Genomic DNA, 18,100 nt, shown 5'->3' on the forward strand with positions numbered 1-18,100 from the left:
GGCTCACGCGGCTTTCGATAATCCAGTGAAGTCGAGAATATAGTCCGCCAGCCCTGCAATATCGTTCAAATCGAGCACGGGAACAGTCGCGGCGGCGACCGGGCCATCCGATGCCACGGCCCTGATCAGCGGATCGTTCGGCTGGATCAGGGACTTGCCGGTTGCCGCCCGGTATATTTCCATCTTGTCATGCGCGTGGTCCTTGAACCCCTCGATGATCAGCAGATCGACCGGGCTCATATGCTGGACCAGCTCTTCGATGGTCGGCTCCGGCGTGCCGCGATTTTCGTGCATCAGGGCCCAGCGGTTCGCCGAGGTGACCAGCACCTCGCTGGCCCCGGCGGCGCGGTGCTCAAAGGAATCCTTGCCCGGCTTGTCCACGTCGAACGCGTGGTGAGCATGTTTCATGGTCGAGACGCGGACGCCGCGGGCGACAAGTTCAGGGAGCAGCTTGACGAGCAAGGTCGTCTTGCCGCTGCCGCTCCATCCAACAAGGCCAAAAATTTTCATGGGGCAAGTCTAGTGGGCCGGATGGCCCGGACTCAAGTCATGCATCAGCAGAAGCGCTTTTACTTGCGGCGGTTTTACCGGTGTCCCCGGATTTCCGGCGGGCCCGTTCGGCTTCCGCTTCCGGGGTCACATGCAGCAGGCCGGAGCGCAGGTAATCGTAACCTGTGATCAGGGTCAGGATGGCAGCCGCCCACAGCAGACCCTCGCCGATCAGCACGGTCGGTAGCCATCCGGGGCCTGCCGCGCCAACGATCAGAAAGCCGAGCGAACCAATCTGGAAGGCCGTCTTCCATTTGGCCAACCGGCTCACAGGCATGCGAACCTGAATCTCCGCCAGGAATTCCCGCAGGCCGGAAACCAGGATTTCCCGCAGCAGAATGATCAGCGCAGGCAACAGGCTGTAGCCGGAGATATGGTCGAGCGCGCAGAGAATCAGTAGAACGGCGCCGACCAGCAGCTTGTCCGCGATCGGGTCAAGCAGTCGGCCGAAATCGGAGTGCTGGTTCAGCGACCGGGCAAGATAGCCGTCCAGATAATCGGTAATGCCGGCAAAGGCATAGAGACCGAAAGCGATCCAGCGGTACGTATCCTCGCCATACCAGATGAACCCAACAATGAGGGGGATCGCGAGGATGCGGGAGAGTGTGAGTAAATTGGGGAGGCCGGTCATATCTCTGCGTCGGTCTGAAGAGTGTGCGGGATGGTGATTCCATCCTCGTATTCCATTGCCGAGACGCTACACCAATCAGCCCTCATCATGGAAGAAATCATAGATTTTTTTGGCTACAGTTTTGCTAATTCCGTCGACGGCTTCGAGATCCTGAAGTCCGGCGCGGGAAACTTCCCGGGCGGAGCCGAAATGATGCAGCAATGCCTTCTTGCGCTTGGCACCGATTCCGGGGACCTCGTCGATTTTCGACTGGCCGATGGCTTTGGTCCGTTTCGCCCGGTGTGTCTCGATGGCGAAACGGTGGGCCTCGTCCCGCAGGCGTTGCAGGAAATACAGAACCGGATCGTTGATCGGCAGGGAGTAGGGCGCGCGCTTCCCTGAGAAGAACCGTTCACGTCCGGCATCCCGGTCCGGCCCCTTGGCGATGGCGACAAGCGCGACATCCTCGATACCAAGCTCGTCGAACACCTCCCGCACGGCCGTGTACTGGCCCTGACCGCCATCGATCAATACCAGGTCCGGCCAGTTGCCGGACTTGCGGTCCGGGTCTTCTTTGAGTGCCCGGCTGAACCGCCGTGTCAGGACCTGCCGCATCATGGCGTAATCGTCACCGGCCTGAACCGGCGCGTCGCCGTTCTCATCGGCCTCGGGCACCTCCGGCAAAGGGGCATCCGCTGGCACCACGTTTCGGATGGTGAACTTGCGATAGGCGTTTTTCATCAGGCCTTCCGGGCCGGCCACGATCATGGCGCCGATCGAGTTGGTGCCCTGGATGTGGCTGTTGTCGTAGACCTCGATCCGCTCCGGCGGGCCGTCCAGATCCAACGCCTCCGCAAGCCCGTCAAGTAGGCGCCGCTGGGAGGCGCTTTCCGCCAGCCGCCGCGCATGAGCTTCCTTGGCGTTTGACAGAGCATGCTCCATCAGCTTGCGCTTAGAGCCGCGTTGCGGGCGCAACACCTCGACCCTGCGGTCGGCCCGTGTGCTGAGAGCCTCGGCGATCAGCTCCTGTTCCGGCATGTCGTGGCTCACAAGCACGAGCTTCGGCGGCGGCTTGTTGTCGTAGAACTGGCCGATGAAGGCGGCAAGGATTTCGCCCGGCTCCAGGCTCTTGTCGTGGCTCGGGAAATAGGCCCGGTTGCCGTAATTGCTGCCGCCCCGGAAGAAGAACACCTGGATACAGGCGGAGCCGCCTTCGCCATGCAGGGCCATCACGTCGGCATCCTCGACGCCTTCGACATTGATGTCCTGATGCGCCTGGATGTGGGCAAGTGCCCTGATCCGGTCGCGGTACCGGGCGGCGCTTTCGAAATCGAGCGCGTCGCTCGCCTCCTGCATGCGCACGGCAAGCTGCTGCGAGATCTTCCGGCTGGAGCCGGTCAGGAAGGCTTTTGCCTGTTCGATCAGCTCGCCATACTCCTCCTTGCCGACATAATCGACGCAGGGCGCGGCGCAGCGTTTGATTTGATATTGCAGGCAGGGCCGGGTCCGGCTGGCGAAGGTTGCGTCAGTACAGTTCCGGATCAGGAAGGCGCGCTGCAGGGCGGTGATCGTGCGGTTTACCGCGCCGGCCGAGGCGAAGGGGCCGAAATAGTCGCCTTTGCGGTTACGGGCGCCGCGATGTTTCACCAGTTGCGGCCAGTCGTGGTCGCCGGTCAGCAGGATATAGGGGAAGGACTTGTCGTCGCGCAGCAGGACGTTGAACCGCGGCCGCAGCTTCTTGATCAGGTTGCTTTCGAGCAACAGCGCTTCGACTTCGGTATGGGTGCGCACGAATTCCATGCGCATGGTCTCGCTGACCATGCGGAAGATCCGGTGCGGCAGCTTGGCCGGGAAAGTGTAGTTCGCGACCCGCTTTTTCAGGCTCTGCGCCTTGCCGACATAGAGGACGTCGCCGGTGGCATCGAGCATGCGGTAGACGCCGGGCGCGTTTGGCAGCAGTTTGACCTGCTGCTGGATCACCTTCACGCCCCGCGCGATATCCGTTTTCGGCCCCGCTGAAGGGGGCTGTTCCGGCAGATCCGGCTCGGGTTTTGTTGTCGACATACCGTCTTTGTAACCGATCTGATCGTAGCCGGAAACGGGCTGTCGCCAGCAAACCCAGAACGGGAGTTAAGGTTAACGTTAGTGCCCGGGACTCTATCCCCGATATTTGTGGACAAGGCTGTGAATAACTCTCGTGTGCAGGGCCCGAGGACCCATTTTCTCTCAGTTTGGCCGCATTGCTCAAAATTTGAGCAAATACAGTAACCTATTGAAACATAACAAAAAATACTCTAGAACGCTGATTCTGATCACTATTTGTGACGAAGTCATGACTCATTCGTGTCTTTGGTGGCTATTGATGCAAAATGTGCAAAAAATTCTCCCTAACGCAGTCGTGGCTTTTCGCGCTCGGCGCACAAGGATAGGGTCGGCAAAGCTGATTTTGACTGCATGAGTGAAGCCTGTTTCCAGATGACCAGAAACGCTGCTGAAAAAAGGACAGCCCTTGTGACCGGAGGCGCCCGCCGTGTCGGCGCGGAGTTGTGCCGGGGACTCGCCAAGGATGGCTGGCATGTGGCGGTGCATTTCAACGGCTCGCGCACTGACGCGGAGACTCTGGTCGGCGAGATTCGCGCCGCTGGAGGCACGGCCGAGGCCCTGCAGTGCGACCTCTCTGACCCGGGCGCCGTTCTCCGCCTGATTGACCGCGCGGTCGACGGCGCGCCGCCGCTCGGCCTGCTGGTGAACAATGCTGCTTTGTTCGAGGATGACCGGTTGGGCAATCTCACGGCAGAATTGATCGACAGACATCATGCCGTGAATGTTCGGGCGCCGGCACTTCTATCGCGTGCTTTTGCCGAAATTGTAGGCAGACAGGCTGGAGAGGGCATCAGCCCCCGCACCGATTGTTGCATCGTGAACCTGCTGGATAACAAGGTGTTCGGCCCGAACCCGGACTATCTTTCCTATTCCCTGACGAAATTCGCGCTGCACGGCATGACGCAAATGCTGGCGATGGAGCTGGCGCCGGATATCAGGGTGGCTGGCATCGCGCCCGGCGTGACCCTGCCGAGCGGGCCGCAGTCTCAGGAGGAATTCGAGCGCTCCCAAAAATCTCTCATGCTCGGGCGCGGCTCGACGCCGGAGCAGATCCTGGCGGCATTGCGCTTCATCCTCGCGGCGTCCGCCTTCACCGGTCAGTGCATCACCATTGATGGCGGCCAGGTCCTGCAGGCCATGCCGCGCGACGTCGCCTTCATGGGCAATACTGACACTCAGGGCGAGGGAGGCCGCTAGGCGTGCCGATCACGAATGCAAGAATCCTGCTGGAGAATTTCGCGGTGATCGCGGATATCGGCATCCATGATTTCGAGCGGGGCACGCCGCAGCGTGTGCTGGTCAGCGTGGAGATGGATGTCGATGTCGACCCGACCGGGGCAGCCGACTCCATCGAGCGGGTGCTGGACTATGATTTTGTCCGCACGGAGATCCTGGCGCTGGTGGCGCGCCGCCGCTTCAATCTGCAGGAAACCCTCTGTCACGCCATCGTCGAGATGATCGCGGCGCGGCCGGTGGTGCGCCGCGCCCGTGTCACCACGCGCAAACCCGATGTCTACGAGGATTGCGAAGCGGTCGGCTTCAGCCTGTTGTACGAGCGCTGAGGTAACGGCTAGCCGGTGATCAGCTTGGTCAGGTCGACGAACTGGTCGATGATGAACAGCGCATAGCTGAAGAAGAACAGCACCGCCAGCGGCCGACCGAGGGTCTTCAGGCCGAGTGCGGCCGTCACGAATACAGTGGTGACGCCGAGCATGACCCAGAGGTCTGATTCCATGATCTCCGCCGGGATGGTGATCGGCGTGACGATCGAGACCACTCCGAGAATGCCGAGCGTGTTGAAGATGTTGCTGCCGATGATGTTGCCGAGGGCGACATCGTTATGCCGGCGCACGGCGGCGACCACGGTGGTTGCCAGCTCCGGCATGGAGGTACCGAGGGCGACCATGGTAATGCCGATCACCGTCTCCGAAACACCGAGCAGCCGGGCCACATCGACAGCGCCGTCAACCAGCAGGCGCGCGCCGAAGACCACGCCGACCAGCCCGATGATGGTGTAGATCGCCGCTTTCTGCATGGTGTCGGGTAGATTGTCGAATTCGTCCACTTCCTTGGCGTGGATGCTTTCGTTGTTCGCGCAGTTCCGGCGGTCGGTGATGTAACAATAGGCAAGGAAGCAGACCAGAACGCCGAGCATGGTGATGCCCTGCCAGGGCTCGATCACTCCGGTATGGCATAGAATCACGAAGACGATGGTTGAGAGCAGTAGCGCGAAGCCATCGCGCCGGATCGCCGGGTCGCCGCAGGCGAATGGATAGATTACTCCGACGGTGCCGATCATCAGCAGGATGTTCGCGATATTGCTGCCGACGACATTGCCGACGGCGATACCGTCATGGCCGTGCATCGCCGCTTTCAGGCTGACGAACAGCTCCGGCGCGGAGGTGCCGAAGGCGATGACCGTGAGGCCGATGACATGCGGAGAGATCTTCAGGATGCGGGAGCCGCCGACGGCGCCGCGGATCATGATTTCCGCAGCAACGAGCAGGAGTACGAGTCCGCCGATGGAAAGGGCGAGGGGGGCGATCAAGCGGGGACTCCCAGTTGCATACAATTTGGCAACTTATGACGACACTCTGCGGTCACGGAAACAGCCTTCCAAGGACGGTGGCTAACACCGGATTCTAGATAGGCCCGCCCCCTCAATCTGGCGGCGGGCTACGGTGGGCCTAAATGATTGCTCCTAGATATTAGACCTTTGCCTGCGCTTTCAATCCTTTTGATGCCTTCGGGATGTATTCTCTGCGCAGCGGGCGGCGACAAAGCGGATCGCTCTGAACCCTTTGCTTTTATGCAGCTTTTTAGTCGATTTATGAAATGCGAGGCGTCAAGGGATATTAACTGCGGCGCCGGCCAGAGCCGCGCTTCTGTGACTTGCCCCTGTCCGGCTTGCCTTTCGGGGGCTGTACCGGGCCCTTGACCCGGACCACGGCGCCCTTGGGCAGCGGCTTGCCGTCCAGAGTCATGCCGAGATCGGCCGCTTCCAGCCGCTTGATTTCATCACGCAGCCGGCCGGCTTCCTCGAATTCCAGATCGGCGGCGGCGGCATGCATGGCCTGCTCCAGCTCGGCGATGACCTGCTTGATGTCCTTGCCGACCAGCTCGCCCTCGTCGGAGCCGGTCTCGACCGTGACATGGTCGCCGCGCTCATAGACGCTTTCCAGGATGTCGCCGATGCTCTTCTTCACGCTTTCCGGCGTGATGCCGTGCTCCTTGTTGTATTCCTCCTGCCGGGCCCGGCGCCGGTTGGTCTCGTCGATGGCGTATTGCAGGCTGTTGGTCATCTTGTCTGCATAGAGCAGCACCCGGCCCTCGACGTTCCGGGCCGCCCGGCCGATGGTCTGCACCAGCGAGGTCTTGGAGCGCAGATAGCCTTCCTTGTCCGCGTCCAGAATGGCGACAAGCGCGCATTCCGGGATATCCAGCCCCTCACGCAAGAGGTTGATGCCGATCAGCACGTCGAAAATCCCGAGCCGCAGATCGCGGATGATCTCGATCCGCTCCAGCGTGTCCACGTCGGAATGGATGTAGCGCACCTTGATGCCGGCCTCGTGCATGTATTCGGTCAGCGCCTCGGCCATCTTCTTGGTCAGCGTGGTGATCAGCACCCGCTGGCCGAGCGCCGCGCAGGTCTTGCATTCGGCGATCACGTCATCGACCTGGGTTTCGGTCGGCCGGATGATGCAGACCGGGTCGATCAGGCCGGTCGGGCGGACAAGCTGCTCGATGAAGGCGCCGCCGGTGCGGTCCAGCTCCCACGGGCCGGGGGTGGCGGAGACGAACACGGTCTGCGGCCGCATGTCCTCCCACTCCTCGAACTTCAGCGGCCTGTTATCGAGGCAGGAGGGCAGCCGGAAGCCGAATTCGGACAGCGTCGATTTGCGCGCGAAGTCACCCTTATACATGGCGCCGATCTGCGGCACGGTGACGTGGCTCTCGTCCACGATCAGCATGGCGTTTTCGGGCAGATACTCGAACAGGGTCGGCGGCGGCTCGCCCGGATTGCGGCCGGAGAGATAGCGGGAATAGTTCTCGATCCCGGCACAGGAGCCGGTCGCCTCCATCATCTCCATGTCGAAGACGGTGCGCTGCTCCAGCCGTTGCGCTTCCAGCAGCTTGCCCGCCTTGTGCATCTCGTCCAGCCGCAGCTTCAGCTCCTGCTTGATCAGTTTTACGGCCTGATGCAGCGTCGGCTTCGGCGTCACATAGTGGCTGTTGGCGAAGATCCGGACCTGCTCCAGCTCGGCCGACTTGTGACCGGTCAGCGGATCGAACTCGTGGATCGCCTCAACCTCGTCCCCGAACAGGGACAGCCGCCAGGCCCGGTCGTCAAGGTGGGCTGGATAAATCTCGATGCTGTCCCCGCGCACCCGGAAGGTGCCGCGATGGAAGCTGGCATCGTTGCGCTTGTATTGCAGCTCGACAAGCTGACGCATCAGCTTGGTCTGGTCGATGGTGCTGCCGGTCTTCACGTTGACCGTCATCTTGCCGTAGGTCTCGACCGCGCCGATACCGTAGATGCAGGAGACGGACGCGACGATGATGACATCGTCCCGCTCCAGAAGCGCCCGCGTCGCGGAGTGCCGCATCCGGTCGATCTGCTCGTTGATCGTCGCTTCCTTCTCGACGAACGTGTCCGTGCGCGGGACGTAGGCCTCCGGCTGGTAATAGTCGTAATAGGAAACGAAATACTCGACCGCGTTGTTCGGGAAGAAGCTCTTCATCTCCCCGTAAAGCTGGGCGGCGAGGGTCTTGTTCGGCGCCAGCACCAGGGCCGGCCGCTTCACCTGCTGGATCACATGCGCCATGGTGAAGGTCTTGCCGGAGCCGGTGACCCCGAGCAGCACCTGATCCATCTCCCCCGCGTTGATCCCGCCGATCAGCTCCGCAATCGCCGCCGGCTGATCGCCCGCGGGCTTGTACTCCGAGACAATCTCGAACGGCCGCCCGCGATCCTGCGGCGCGGTATCGGATTTCAGGTCGGGCTTCTGCGCGCCGTGGAGCGGCAGCGGGCGGGGATCGTCGAGTTGGGTGCTCATGAGGGGAATGTAGGTGGTGGGGGCGGAGTAGGGAAGATAGAGCTTACTCAAAGTTTTCCCAATGGGGGAGATACGCTTTGCGGTGGCTGATTTCACCGCTTCAGCCACTTTGCTGAATGGAGAGCGGGCTAAGAAGTTGGGGGCAATTTAAATGTATTAAATTCGCTTTATTGTTGTGGAAGCTGAGGCGGTAGTTTAAACAAATTTTGAGAATTAATGATTGATATTTTGAGGAATCATGCACTTTTTTTCTGACATTGACGTGTCGCATATCCAGCATTTCGCGCCTCTACACTATCTTCCTTTCATTGCAAGATCTCAAAGCTTGAAGAGCAAGCCCGTCCTTTTAAATGACGGTTTCAATAATTCACATTTTCGATCTAAATCAAAGAGAAGTGATGTTGCAAGAGGATTCGGAGATTACGCTTTTTTAACTTTAAGCAAGCATCCACGAATAGTAATGGCGAAATTAAAAGGCGGGTTTCCGCATGTAGCAATAAATGTGCCTGTTGGTGCATTTAATGGGCACGCGTTTGATTTGTGCCGATACAACGTCGCAATGGCTCGCCGAACACCTAGCAGCCCAACTGGTGGGTTTCTTGAGAGCGAAACAAACGGAAGGTATTATGAAGATAAATCGTTACCAATTGCTCGTGAAGATGCGGATAAGTCGGCTCTTTTAAAGCGGCACTATCCATTGGGTACTATGATTGAAGTTCTGGTTGTTGATGAGCTTCAATTGCCAGAACAAACAACAGTATCATGTTATTCTGAAGACGATTTCAAAATCGTAAAAAATATATTAGAAAAGTTGAATGTTCTCTGGTCGATCAGGCTCGTGTCACCGCCTGGAGAGTATAATAGAAAATTAAAATATGTGAATGAGATTCAGTTATTTATTGAGAAGGCAATCGACGATCCGATTTGGAGAGGGAATGGACTAGAATATGATAAAGTATAAAAATAATAAAATTATTATAGTTGTTTTTAGTGGAGGGATAGCGTCTGGAAAAACAACAGTTTCGAAAGAATTGGTTAATAATTTTTTGTATAAAAGAATAAGTACAGGTACATACTTATCTAAAAAATCAGCAGATAATGGCCGAGATGTTGATCGAGAGACCCTGCAGAATATTGGAGAAGAATTAGATATAGAGTCGGGTGGGTCATGGGTCGTCGACCTTGCAAAAGAAGAAATTCACCAAGATAGAGACCGTAAAGTATGGGTTTTTGACAGTATAAGGAGGGATTTTCAGTTAAAAAAATTTCTAGATGAATTTCAGTCTTCGATTTTTCATGTTCATATTGAAGCGCCTCGAGGAATTAGCGAAAGCCGGTTTTATATTCGTGCGCCAGAAGACGGCAGAGACGTTAACGTAAATTTTGATGTGATTAAATCCAACGAGACAGAAATTCACGCCGGAAATCTAGGACCATCTGCCGATTTGGTCCTGAATACCGCTAAATTTTCTCCTTCGGAGTGCGCCAAAATAATCAACGATAATGTTGAGAAAAAAATGGGAGAGGGCGATGAGGCAAATAATATTGATTAGTGGTCACACATGCAATGGAAAGTCAGCATTAGCTGGCTTGCTTAAAAGTCGTTACAATTTTGAAATTTTTAAAACATCATCATTTATTCAAAAAATTGCAAGTCAAAAAGGAAAATCAAAAGATAGGCAGTCTCTAAAAAGGCTAGGTGATGATCTAGATTCGAGTACAGATCATAGATGGTTGAAGGACGAGATTGATAAATTTGCCGATTCTCTCTCGTCAGAGACCCCAATTGTTGTAGATAGTATAAGAAAAGCAGAGCAGTTAGAGGTTTTTCGAAATCAATTAGATTATGAAGTAACGCATGTTCATCTTTATGCGACACGTAAAGTATTAGAGGATAGATTTAAAAAAAGACAAATTGATCGTGGGTTCGAGTCGAAAGAGAGTGAGCATCAAGAAGTAGATTTGATAAAATCAGAAGAAGATATTAGAAGTTTTCGTGAAGATGCCGATGTTAGGATTTTTACAGATCGTACGGATACAGAAGATACGTTTGTTCGTGTCGCAGCATATCTTGGTTTATTTCCTTCACCAGACAGACGTTGTGTGGATGTTTTGATTGGTGGGCAGTACGGTAGTGAGGGAAAAGGGCAGGTTGCCGGATATTTGGCGCAAGAATACGACGTACTAATGCGTGTTGGTGGACCGAACGCTGGGCACAAAGTTGCGCGCGAATCGGGGAAGTACACCTATCATTCTCTGCCTTCAGGTTCTAGGGAAAGTGAGGGTGATATATTAATTGGGCCAGGGGCGACAATATATATTCCGGAGTTCGTCAAGGAAGTATCGGATTGTGCTATTTCTAAAAACCGGATCTATTTAGATCCCAATGTGATGATCATTAGTGACGAAGACCGTGAAGAAGAAAAAGCGTTAAAGAAAGCTATAGGGTCGACAGGTAGAGGCGGTGGTGCCGCGGCGGCCCGAAGAATTATGGGGAGGTTAGGTTCGCCGGATACGGCAAAGCTTGCACGAGATTACCCTGAGCTTACTGATTTTGTGAAGCCCACGCAGCCTCGGCTACAAATAGCATACGCGGCTGGCGAACGAGTACTATTAGAAGGTACTCAAGGATGCCATCTAAGTCTCTATCACGGACAATATCCATACGTAACGTCAAGAGATACAAATGTTGCTGGATGTCTAGCAGAAGCGGGAATATCGCCGACTCGTGTGAATCGCATTATGATGGTTATACGATACACGCCAATCCGAGTTCAGTCCCCAGAGGATGGGCATTCGGGCGATTTGAAGCATGAGACAGATTTTGTAACGATCGCACGTGAGGCTGGAATACCTGAAGATCTTGCCGAGCAGGAACGAACATCAACGACCAACCTGCGCCGAAGGGTTGGATGGTTCGAGTGGGAAAAGTTCCGCCAAGCTTGCGAATTAAATGCGCCTACAGACATAATTCTTACGTTTGCAGACTACCAAAAAGCGGCTAACCGAGATGCACGACGGTTCGAGCAGTTGGAAGAGGATACGATCAAATTCGTTGAGGAATTAGAGCGTGTCGCCCAAGCACCGGTATCCTTAATAAATACGCGCTTCCCGCACGAAGAAGACGCTCCCCTAGATCTTCGAACTCTCATAGATCGAAGAGACTGGAGGGCTAAGTTTGATCGTGTTGGAAATCGAAATGTTAAAAACGAATAACAGACATAGAAAATACATGAGGCGACACTTAGCCCACAGTTTACACCCGATAAGATTATGTTGTTTGAGAATTGAGGGAACACGCCCCTAACGCCCCGTCTCCTCGTCGTCCAGACCTGCCGGCCAGCTAATAAAACCCGACTTCCCGCACTTCGATCAATGCCTCGTGATCCCGTCCGAAGGCGACGATGCCGATCGAGGTCAGGCTCGCGGCTGCGGGTGTGTCCGCGAGGAGCCAGCCCGAGGGCTCGAAAGCCGTGAGCGGCAGCCGTATCTCGGCCCAGTCCGCCCGGGCCTCGAAACCCGCCTGGTAATATTGCCACGGTAGCAGGGTGCCTTTGGTCCGGAGATGCACGAAATAGCGCTGGTTATTGCCGCGCACGCTGAGCCGGACGCCTTTGGTACCATCCGGCGGCGGGGTGTCGAGGCGCGTGCGGAACTGGATGAAGCCGCCATTGTTTTCGGTGCTGACATTGCCGGTCAGGCGCGCGTAGGCGGTGCCGTTTTCCGTGGCGAAATCGAGTTTGCCCGTCGACTCCCCGCCCATCACGGTATCGGCGATGAACCGCCAGCGTGTCTCGGGACGGTCTTCGAACGTCTCTATTATGCGTTCCTCTGCCATGCGTTCCTCCGCGGCCGCGGCCGCGCCCGGCTCGACAGAGAGTGCAAGCATTGCCATGAGGGCCAGAAAAGTCCGTTTCATCATCTTCCGCATTTCTGTTTCCGGTCAGGGGATTGCCGGTCAGTCAGGTAAATAGGCGTCCGGCGGGCGGCTGCCACCCCGTGGGTGACATCTCCGGGCTCCGCGATCAGACAACATGTCACTCTTCGGAATTGCCTATATCGTTGTTGATCACCGCCCGCGTCCGGCCGTTCAATGGGGAAGGCGGGACACAGAAGGCGAGGTCGTACATGCAGGTCAGCAAAGCAGGTGACGGGGTGGCGGATATCGCCGGGTGGCGGGGCGTGCATCTCTTCCATTTCGGCATGTCCTCCTGCTCGCAGAAGGTCCGGCTGCATCTGCGGCTGAAAGGCATTCCCTGGACCGGGCATCTTGTCGATCTCGCGAGCCACGAGAATTACGGGCCCGATTTCCTCGCCATCAACCCGCGGGGCATGGTGCCCGTACTGGTCCTCGACGGCGCTGTGTATACGGGCAGCAACGCCATCATTGCCCTGCTGGAAGAACGCTTTGCCGAGCCCTGCCTGATCCCGCCGGAGCAACGGGAAGAGATCTCGGCGTTGCTGGCTGCCGAAGACGCGCTGCACCACGATTTGCGGCATCTCAGCTTCCGCTTTGTCCATGGCCGTACCGGCAGCACGAAGACTCCGGCATTGATGGAAGCCTATCGAAAAGGCGGTGGGCTGGACGCGGAAAAGCAGTCGGAGATCGCTTTCTATGAGCGGCTGGCCCGGACCGGCCTGGACGATGCCACCTGCCTGGCCTCGGCTTTGCGGTTCCGCGCGGCGTTCGAAGGGCTGGAGGCGCGGCTTGCGGATCATCCCTTCCTGCTCGGCGATACGCTCACCGTCATCGATATTGCCTGGTTCGTCTATGCCTATCGTCTCACCCTCGGCGGCTATCCACTGGAGGCGCTGCATCCGCGCCTCCATGCCTGGTTCGAGGGCCGCCGAGCCGTGCCGGGCTGGGAGGACGAGGTTGCTCCGCCCCCGGCGTTGGCGGGAAAAATCGCGGCTATCCGGGCACAGCAGCAAGCGGAGGGCATGACGATGGCGCATCTCATGGGGACGTCACACCGCATTTTGGGCCTTTAAACTCTCATAACTCACCACCCGCCGCAGTCCGCTGAACAGCGACACGGCGAAGGATGCGGCAAAGGCCAGCGCGACAAAAACAATCCCGACCTCCGGTCCGGCCGCGCCCGCAACCGCGCCGCCGATCAGCGCGCCGAGCGGGCGGACGCCGTAGATGGCGGTCTGGATTACCGCGTTGACCCTTCCGAGCAGGGCGGGCGGGGTGACGAGCTGGCGGACGGAATTCTGCGCGATCAGCCACATGGACGGGCCGAAGCCGATGAAGAAGAAGCAGGCGTAAAGCTGGACTGCGGGGCTTTCGGGTCCGATCAGGAGGATGCCGGCGGCGGCGATGGCGGAGCTGCCTGGACCGAACAACAGCACAAAGCGCGGGGCGAGCTTGTCGGAAATGCGGCCCGACAGCCAGGAGCCGGTAAAGGCGGCCAGCCCGAAGGCCGACAGGGCAACGCCGAAAGCGCCGGGATCGAAGTGATAGAGATCCCGGATGGCGGGCACCAGGACGACCAGCAGGGCGGCGAAGGCGAGATTCCAGAAAATCGCGCAGAGGGAGATGGCGAGCAGAAGCTTGTGCGCCAGCACATAGCGCCCGCCCTCAAGGATCTGGGCGATCCTGGAGACGCGCGGCGCCTGGCTCGTCTCGAATGTCAGCAGGCTCGCGGTGAAGAGCAGCGCGCCCAGAGCCGCACATGCAGCGGCGGCATAGATCAGCGGCGGGGATATGCCCGCCACCAGCAGGCCGATCGCCAGAGGAACCGCGAAACTGCAGAACGCGCGGGGTGTCTCGATGGCGGCATTGGCACGGGCCAGTCCGGTCGCCGGGGCGGCTTTCGGCAGGATCGACAGGGCGGTGAGGGCGAACAGGACGGTGCCGAACCCGGCCAGCGTGATACCGGCACCGAACCAGACGACAGTGCCGGCCCAGACACCAAGCCCGGCGCCGGTGAAGCCCGCGAGCGCGATCAGCGAGGATGCAATGGCGAGGCTGCGCAACTGCCACCGGTCCACCAGCATGCCGAACGGGATCGAGCCCAGCAGATGCGCCATGGACTGGCAGGCGACGAGAATGCCGATGAGTTCGGCCGAAGCGTCGAAGACCAGAGCGGCAACAAGCGGCACCGAGACGAGGGCGATCTGGTCGCCCAGATGCGTGCCATAGGCGGCACCGGCGAGACGGTGAATGACGGACATGGGACTCTCCAAAACGTTTCGCCGGGTGATACGAACCGGTCCGGTTTCGGGATATCCGATTGTTGCGCGGGTTTTCTGTCCGTTTCGTGGTGGGTCAGGCGCGATACTGCTGGCTGGACAACCATCTCGCAGACGGCAGGTTTTCCTGATTAATTGAAAACCCATTATTTTATCAGGTTATGAATATGCTAAGGTAATTGTTAAAGTTTAACGCAAGATACCGATACCCCGCAGAGAAGGCACACCATATGGGCATGCGCATTCGCGAGGATTATCGCGGCATTACCGGGCCGGAAAAGGCGGGCATCCTTTTGATGTCTCTTGGCGAAGAGCAAGCTGGAAAGCTCTTTGCTTTGCTCGACGATGAAGAAATCAAGGAAGTCTCCCAGGTTATGGCGGGGCTCGGAACCGTCAGCTCCAACATTGTCGAACGCCTGTTTGTCGAATTCGCCGAACAGGTTTCCTCGACCGGCTCTCTCGTCGGCTCCATGGATTCGACCGAGCGGCTGCTGACCAAGGTGCTCGGCGGAGACCGCGTCGGCGATATCATGGAGGAGATCCGTGGTCCGGCCGGCCGGACCATGTGGGACAAGCTCGCCAATGTGAACGAGCAGGTTCTCGCGAACTTCCTGAAGAATGAATATCCGCAGACCGTCGCCGTGATCCTTGGCAAAATCGGCCAGGCCCATGCCGGCAAGGTGCTGTCGATCCTGCCGGAAAACTTCGCGATGGAAGTCGTCATGCGGATGCTCCGCATGGAAGCGGTGAACAAGGACATCGAGAAAGACGTGGAGCGCGTGCTGCGCACCGAGTTTATGTCGAACCTCGCCCGCACCAACCGGCGCGACAGTCACGAGATGATGGCGGAGATCTTCAATAATCTGGATCGGGCGACCGAGTCCCGCTTCCTGTCCGCGCTGGAAGAGCGCAACAAGGACAGCGCCGAGAAGATCCGCAGCCTGATGTTCACCTTCGAGGATCTTTCCCGCGTCGACCCGGCGGGTGTGCAGACGCTGCTCCGCGCGCTCGACAAGGACAAGCTCACCATCGCGCTGAAGGGCGCGTCGGAGGAGTTGAAGGATCTGTTCTTCTCCAACATGTCCGAACGTGCGGCCAAGTTGCTGCGCGAGGACATGCAGTCGCTCGGCCCGATGCGCCTGAAGGATGTTGAGGACGCGCAGACTGCCATGGTGACGGCTGCGAAGGATCTCGCCGACAGAGGCGAGCTTGTGATCGGCGGCTCCGGCGGCGACGACGAGCTGGTTTACTGACGCGGGTTACCCAACACACCCTCTACCCAACATTCGCCGTGAGCCCGCCATCCACGGGCAGGCAGATTCCGGTAATATAGCCGGCCTCATCCGAGGCCAGGAACAGCGCCGCATTGGCCACGTCCCAAGCGGTTCCGGTATGGCCCTTGAGCGGCACGTCCGCCGCCCGCGAGGCGCGGATTTCGTCGCGTGCCTTGCCGGTTTCGTTCGCCCGGCGCTCAATCGCCATCGGCGTGTCCATCAGGCCCGGCAGGATCGAGATCGCGCGGATACCGTAGGGCGCGTTCTCCATCGCGATATGGTGGGTCATGGTGTTTACCGCGCCCTTGCTGGTCTTATAGGTGACGGTGCTGCGGGCCGCGATCGACGAGGTCGAGGAGATATTCAAGATCACGCCGGAGCGCTGCTCCCGCATCACCGGGAGCACGTGCTTGCAGGTCATGAACATGCCCTTGAGGTTCATGTTCATGATCTCGTCCCACATATCCGCATCCATTTCCGGCGTCGGCTTGTCCCCGCGCGAGCGCCCGACATTGTTGTGCAGGATGTCGATGCGTCCGAAACGTTCGACGCAGGCCGCGGCGATACGGCGGCAGTCTTCTTCCCGGGTGATGTCGGCGACAGCGACCTCTGCCTCGGCCCCTGACTCCCGGCAAAGTGCGGCGGTTTCCCCGGCCCAGTCCTCGTTTGCATCGACCAGCAGGAGTTTAGCGCCTTCCTCGGCAAAGCGGAGGGCAACGGCCCGTCCGTTCCCCGTGGTCTCGCCCGGTTGTTGCCCGGCGCCGACGATGATCGCGACCTTGTCTTTCAAACGCATGAGGATTCCCCGCCCCTAGAATTCATGTGGGCGTAGTCTCCTCAAGTTCGGGGCGGTTGGCAAATTGCGGAGGCGTTGGCCTCCGCTTCTGTGTGACCGGGCTCGTGCCTACTGTTTCGGCAGGCCGCCTTTTTTGATCGCCATGTTCGTGAACTTGTTGAGGGCGCCGGTCATTTTCTTGAAGACTTCATCTCGGTCGGCGATGCCGTGGCGCTTTGCCAGCCACGCGGGATCGGTATAGCCGAGCTTCACGGACCCGTCCGCCGCCTGCCATGCCAGCGCTTTCAGCGGCAGGTCGAGGCCAATCTTCGGGTTAGACTGCATAAGCGGAGTGCCGAGCTTCGGATTGCCGAAGATGATCAGCGCCGTCGGCAGCAGCTCAAGGCCGACTTTCTTGGCTCCCTTAGAATGATCGATCCGGGCAAAGACCGTGATCCCGGCCCGCTCCAACGCAATGCCGAGGCGGTCGAGAGTCTTGGTCACACCGAAATCACTCGTCTTGACGATCATCCCGTCGCCTTCGGCCCGGGCGAGACCGGGCGCCAAGGTGATGACGCCAAGAAATAACGCTGCCAAAGCGCCTATGTGAAGCTTGTGTCGCACGAGATGTTCTCCCTGGCCTGATGCTGAATTCTCAAATGAATGCGAACCCTATTGTGACCACCCCGCGATCAACAGTCACATTCGCGCTATTGAATGTTTAGGGGCGGGCTTGGGCCGGCGCATTCACTTCCCCGCTTGAGCGCAGCGAGCACGAACACCATCCACCCCGGGAGGCGGATCGCATCCCGGGGCGATGGTGTGTCCGTCTAGAACATCAGGCGGAAGCCGACGACGAGCGAGACCACGTCGTCATCTTCTCCCTCCGCCCGGACAAGCCGCCCACTCTCGCCAAGGGTCCGCTCCCAATGCACGCCGACATAGGGTGCAATGGCGCGATCGAGCAGGTCGTAACTGAGGCGGCCACCGACTTCGAGTTTCGGGCCGAAGGCCGCCCGTGAGGTCGCCTCGTCGTCGGCGAGGGGGACGTCCAGCTCGATGCTCGGGGTAAAGGTCACGCGGTTGGTGATCAGGCCTTCATACTCGACCTCGAAGCGGGCGGACGGATATTCCGACAGATAAAGATCGGCATCCACCTCGAACCACTGCTTGGCGAGGCCGTGCAATCCGAGCACGCCATAGGTCCGGTGCGGGCCTTCGTCCGGACTGTCATAGCGCACCCCTGCGACGGCATCGAAGAACGTGCTCACCGGGACCTGCAGGCGGAGTTGGTTCTCCAGGGTCTCGAAGCTGTTCGGTCCTGTGGCGTATTCCGCCTCGCTGCGCCAGACGACCTTCAACTCGTCTGTGCCAACAAATGCATCGGCATCCCAGGCAAAGGCTTCGGAGCCTTCTCCGCTGCGCCATTCCAGTTGCTCCGCCTGGATCCCCCAAAAGAGCTGCTCGGCGGAAGCAGGGCTGGCGAGAAGGAAAGCCGAAAGAGCGGAAAGGGCTGCGTATCGTGTGAACATCG

17 protein-coding genes are annotated in these 18,100 nt (G+C 58.5%); 7 read left to right on the forward strand and 10 right to left on the reverse strand.

The genetic code is table 11. The features are described 5' to 3' along the window. Positions 1-3: 3 nt before the first annotated feature. The 3 genes from mobB to uvrC form a co-directional block, all read right to left on the reverse strand. Complete coding sequence (gene mobB, locus VOI22_RS00705) at positions 4-510, reverse strand: molybdopterin-guanine dinucleotide biosynthesis protein B (protein WP_323794685.1); 507 nt, start codon at positions 508-510, stop codon at positions 4-6. 37 nt (positions 511-547) lie between these two features. Then, positions 548-1,180, reverse strand: a complete 633-nt coding sequence (gene pgsA, locus VOI22_RS00710) for a CDP-diacylglycerol--glycerol-3-phosphate 3-phosphatidyltransferase (RefSeq protein WP_323794686.1) — start codon at positions 1,178-1,180, stop codon at positions 548-550. A 75-nt stretch (positions 1,181-1,255) separates the two neighbouring features. After that, positions 1,256-3,223, reverse strand: a complete 1,968-nt coding sequence (gene uvrC, locus VOI22_RS00715; protein ID WP_323794687.1) for an excinuclease ABC subunit UvrC — start codon at positions 3,221-3,223, stop codon at positions 1,256-1,258. 411 nt (positions 3,224-3,634) lie between these two features. Between uvrC and VOI22_RS00720 the strand changes: the two genes are divergently transcribed. Together VOI22_RS00720 and VOI22_RS00725 are read left to right on the forward strand one after the other, a co-directional pair. Beyond that, complete coding sequence (locus tag VOI22_RS00720; RefSeq protein ID WP_323796271.1) at positions 3,635-4,459, forward strand: SDR family oxidoreductase; 825 nt, start codon at positions 3,635-3,637, stop codon at positions 4,457-4,459. Between the two features lie 2 nt (positions 4,460-4,461). Further along, positions 4,462-4,824, forward strand: coding sequence for a dihydroneopterin aldolase (locus VOI22_RS00725; RefSeq protein WP_323794688.1), 363 nt, complete (start codon positions 4,462-4,464; stop codon positions 4,822-4,824). An 8-nt stretch (positions 4,825-4,832) separates the two neighbouring features. Here the strand turns inward: VOI22_RS00725 and VOI22_RS00730 are convergent, their stop codons facing one another. Together VOI22_RS00730 and uvrB are read right to left on the reverse strand one after the other, a co-directional pair. Beyond that, the gene (locus VOI22_RS00730) at positions 4,833-5,810 is read right to left on the reverse strand and encodes a calcium/sodium antiporter (protein WP_323794689.1); all 978 of its coding nucleotides are present in this window, start codon (positions 5,808-5,810) and stop codon (positions 4,833-4,835) included. Between the two features lie 307 nt (positions 5,811-6,117). Further along, positions 6,118-8,319 carry an excinuclease ABC subunit UvrB gene (gene uvrB / locus VOI22_RS00735; RefSeq protein WP_323796272.1) on the reverse strand — a complete coding sequence of 734 codons (2,202 nt, stop codon included), beginning with the start codon at positions 8,317-8,319 and terminating at the stop codon, positions 6,118-6,120. A 325-nt stretch (positions 8,320-8,644) separates the two neighbouring features. Here uvrB and VOI22_RS00740 point away from each other — a divergent pair, with 325 nt between their 5' ends. The 3 genes from VOI22_RS00740 to VOI22_RS00750 are packed head-to-tail and all read left to right on the forward strand — an operon-like array spanning position 8,645 to position 11,535. After that, positions 8,645-9,280: a hypothetical protein gene (locus tag VOI22_RS00740; protein WP_323794690.1), complete on the forward strand. Its 636-nt coding sequence runs from the start codon at positions 8,645-8,647 to the stop codon at positions 9,278-9,280. Then, entirely contained in the window at positions 9,267-9,872 is a 606-nt protein-coding gene (locus VOI22_RS00745; protein ID WP_323794691.1) for an AAA family ATPase, read from the forward strand. Before VOI22_RS00740 ends, VOI22_RS00745 begins: the two co-directional genes overlap by 14 nt. Beyond that, a complete protein-coding gene (locus VOI22_RS00750) occupies positions 9,850-11,535 on the forward strand; it encodes an adenylosuccinate synthetase (RefSeq protein WP_323794692.1) in 1,686 nt (561 codons plus the stop codon). Before VOI22_RS00745 ends, VOI22_RS00750 begins: the two co-directional genes overlap by 23 nt. A 127-nt stretch (positions 11,536-11,662) precedes the next feature. Here VOI22_RS00750 and VOI22_RS00755 read toward each other — a convergent pair whose 3' ends face one another. Beyond that, positions 11,663-12,250 (reverse strand): CIA30 family protein, encoded by a 588-nt coding sequence (locus VOI22_RS00755; protein WP_323794693.1) that lies wholly within the window; start codon positions 12,248-12,250, stop codon positions 11,663-11,665. Positions 12,251-12,447: 197 nt separating this feature from the next. Here VOI22_RS00755 and VOI22_RS00760 point away from each other — a divergent pair, with 197 nt between their 5' ends. Then, complete coding sequence (locus VOI22_RS00760; protein ID WP_323794694.1) at positions 12,448-13,311, forward strand: glutathione S-transferase family protein; 864 nt, start codon at positions 12,448-12,450, stop codon at positions 13,309-13,311. Here VOI22_RS00760 and VOI22_RS00765 read toward each other — a convergent pair. Next, positions 13,288-14,499, reverse strand: a complete 1,212-nt coding sequence (locus tag VOI22_RS00765; protein WP_323794695.1) for an MFS transporter — start codon at positions 14,497-14,499, stop codon at positions 13,288-13,290. The two genes, VOI22_RS00760 and VOI22_RS00765, sit on opposite strands and share 24 nt — an antisense overlap. 248 nt (positions 14,500-14,747) lie before the next feature. Here VOI22_RS00765 and fliG point away from each other — a divergent pair, with 248 nt between their 5' ends. Then, the gene (gene fliG / locus VOI22_RS00770; RefSeq protein WP_323794696.1) at positions 14,748-15,770 is read left to right on the forward strand and encodes a flagellar motor switch protein FliG; all 1,023 of its coding nucleotides are present in this window, start codon (positions 14,748-14,750) and stop codon (positions 15,768-15,770) included. 22 nt (positions 15,771-15,792) lie between these two features. Here fliG and VOI22_RS00775 read toward each other — a convergent pair whose 3' ends face one another. The 3 genes from VOI22_RS00775 to VOI22_RS00785 all read right to left on the reverse strand — a co-directional run bounded on the left by VOI22_RS00775 (position 15,793) and on the right by VOI22_RS00785 (position 18,098). Continuing rightward, positions 15,793-16,587, reverse strand: a complete 795-nt coding sequence (locus VOI22_RS00775; RefSeq protein ID WP_323794697.1) for an SDR family NAD(P)-dependent oxidoreductase — start codon at positions 16,585-16,587, stop codon at positions 15,793-15,795. A 108-nt stretch (positions 16,588-16,695) separates the two neighbouring features. After that, positions 16,696-17,190, reverse strand: coding sequence for a DUF302 domain-containing protein (locus tag VOI22_RS00780; RefSeq protein ID WP_323794698.1), 495 nt, complete (start codon positions 17,188-17,190; stop codon positions 16,696-16,698). Between the two features lie 206 nt (positions 17,191-17,396). Continuing rightward, positions 17,397-18,098, reverse strand: coding sequence for a copper resistance protein B (locus VOI22_RS00785; protein WP_323794699.1), 702 nt, complete (start codon positions 18,096-18,098; stop codon positions 17,397-17,399). Between the last annotated feature and the right edge of the window lie 2 nt (positions 18,099-18,100).

Origin of the sequence: Nisaea sp., assembly GCF_034670185.1 — a bacterium.
Taxonomy (GTDB): Bacteria; Pseudomonadota; Alphaproteobacteria; order Thalassobaculales; family Thalassobaculaceae; genus Nisaea.

What these genes read in the sequence shown, in the direction of transcription:
- mobB (WP_323794685.1), bottom strand. Translation starts at nt 510, where the DNA reads ATGAAAATTTTTGGCCTTGTTGGATGGAGCGGCAGCGGCAAGACGACC.
- pgsA (WP_323794686.1), bottom strand. Translation starts at nt 1,180, where the DNA reads ATGACCGGCCTCCCCAATTTACTCACACTCTCCCGCATCCTCGCGATC.
- uvrC (WP_323794687.1), bottom strand. Translation starts at nt 3,223, where the DNA reads ATGTCGACAACAAAACCCGAGCCGGATCTGCCGGAACAGCCCCCTTCA.
- VOI22_RS00720 (WP_323796271.1), top strand. Translation starts at nt 3,635, where the DNA reads ATGACCAGAAACGCTGCTGAAAAAAGGACAGCCCTTGTGACCGGAGGC.
- uvrB (WP_323796272.1), bottom strand. Translation starts at nt 8,319, where the DNA reads ATGAGCACCCAACTCGACGATCCCCGCCCGCTGCCGCTCCACGGCGCG.
- VOI22_RS00745 (WP_323794691.1), top strand. Translation starts at nt 9,267, where the DNA reads ATGATAAAGTATAAAAATAATAAAATTATTATAGTTGTTTTTAGTGGA.
- VOI22_RS00750 (WP_323794692.1), top strand. Translation starts at nt 9,850, where the DNA reads ATGAGGCAAATAATATTGATTAGTGGTCACACATGCAATGGAAAGTCA.
- VOI22_RS00755 (WP_323794693.1), bottom strand. Translation starts at nt 12,250, where the DNA reads ATGCGGAAGATGATGAAACGGACTTTTCTGGCCCTCATGGCAATGCTT.
- VOI22_RS00760 (WP_323794694.1), top strand. Translation starts at nt 12,448, where the DNA reads ATGCAGGTCAGCAAAGCAGGTGACGGGGTGGCGGATATCGCCGGGTGG.
- VOI22_RS00765 (WP_323794695.1), bottom strand. Translation starts at nt 14,499, where the DNA reads ATGTCCGTCATTCACCGTCTCGCCGGTGCCGCCTATGGCACGCATCTG.
- fliG (WP_323794696.1), top strand. Translation starts at nt 14,748, where the DNA reads ATGGGCATGCGCATTCGCGAGGATTATCGCGGCATTACCGGGCCGGAA.
- VOI22_RS00775 (WP_323794697.1), bottom strand. Translation starts at nt 16,587, where the DNA reads ATGCGTTTGAAAGACAAGGTCGCGATCATCGTCGGCGCCGGGCAACAA.
- VOI22_RS00785 (WP_323794699.1), bottom strand. Translation starts at nt 18,098, where the DNA reads ATGTTCACACGATACGCAGCCCTTTCCGCTCTTTCGGCTTTCCTTCTC.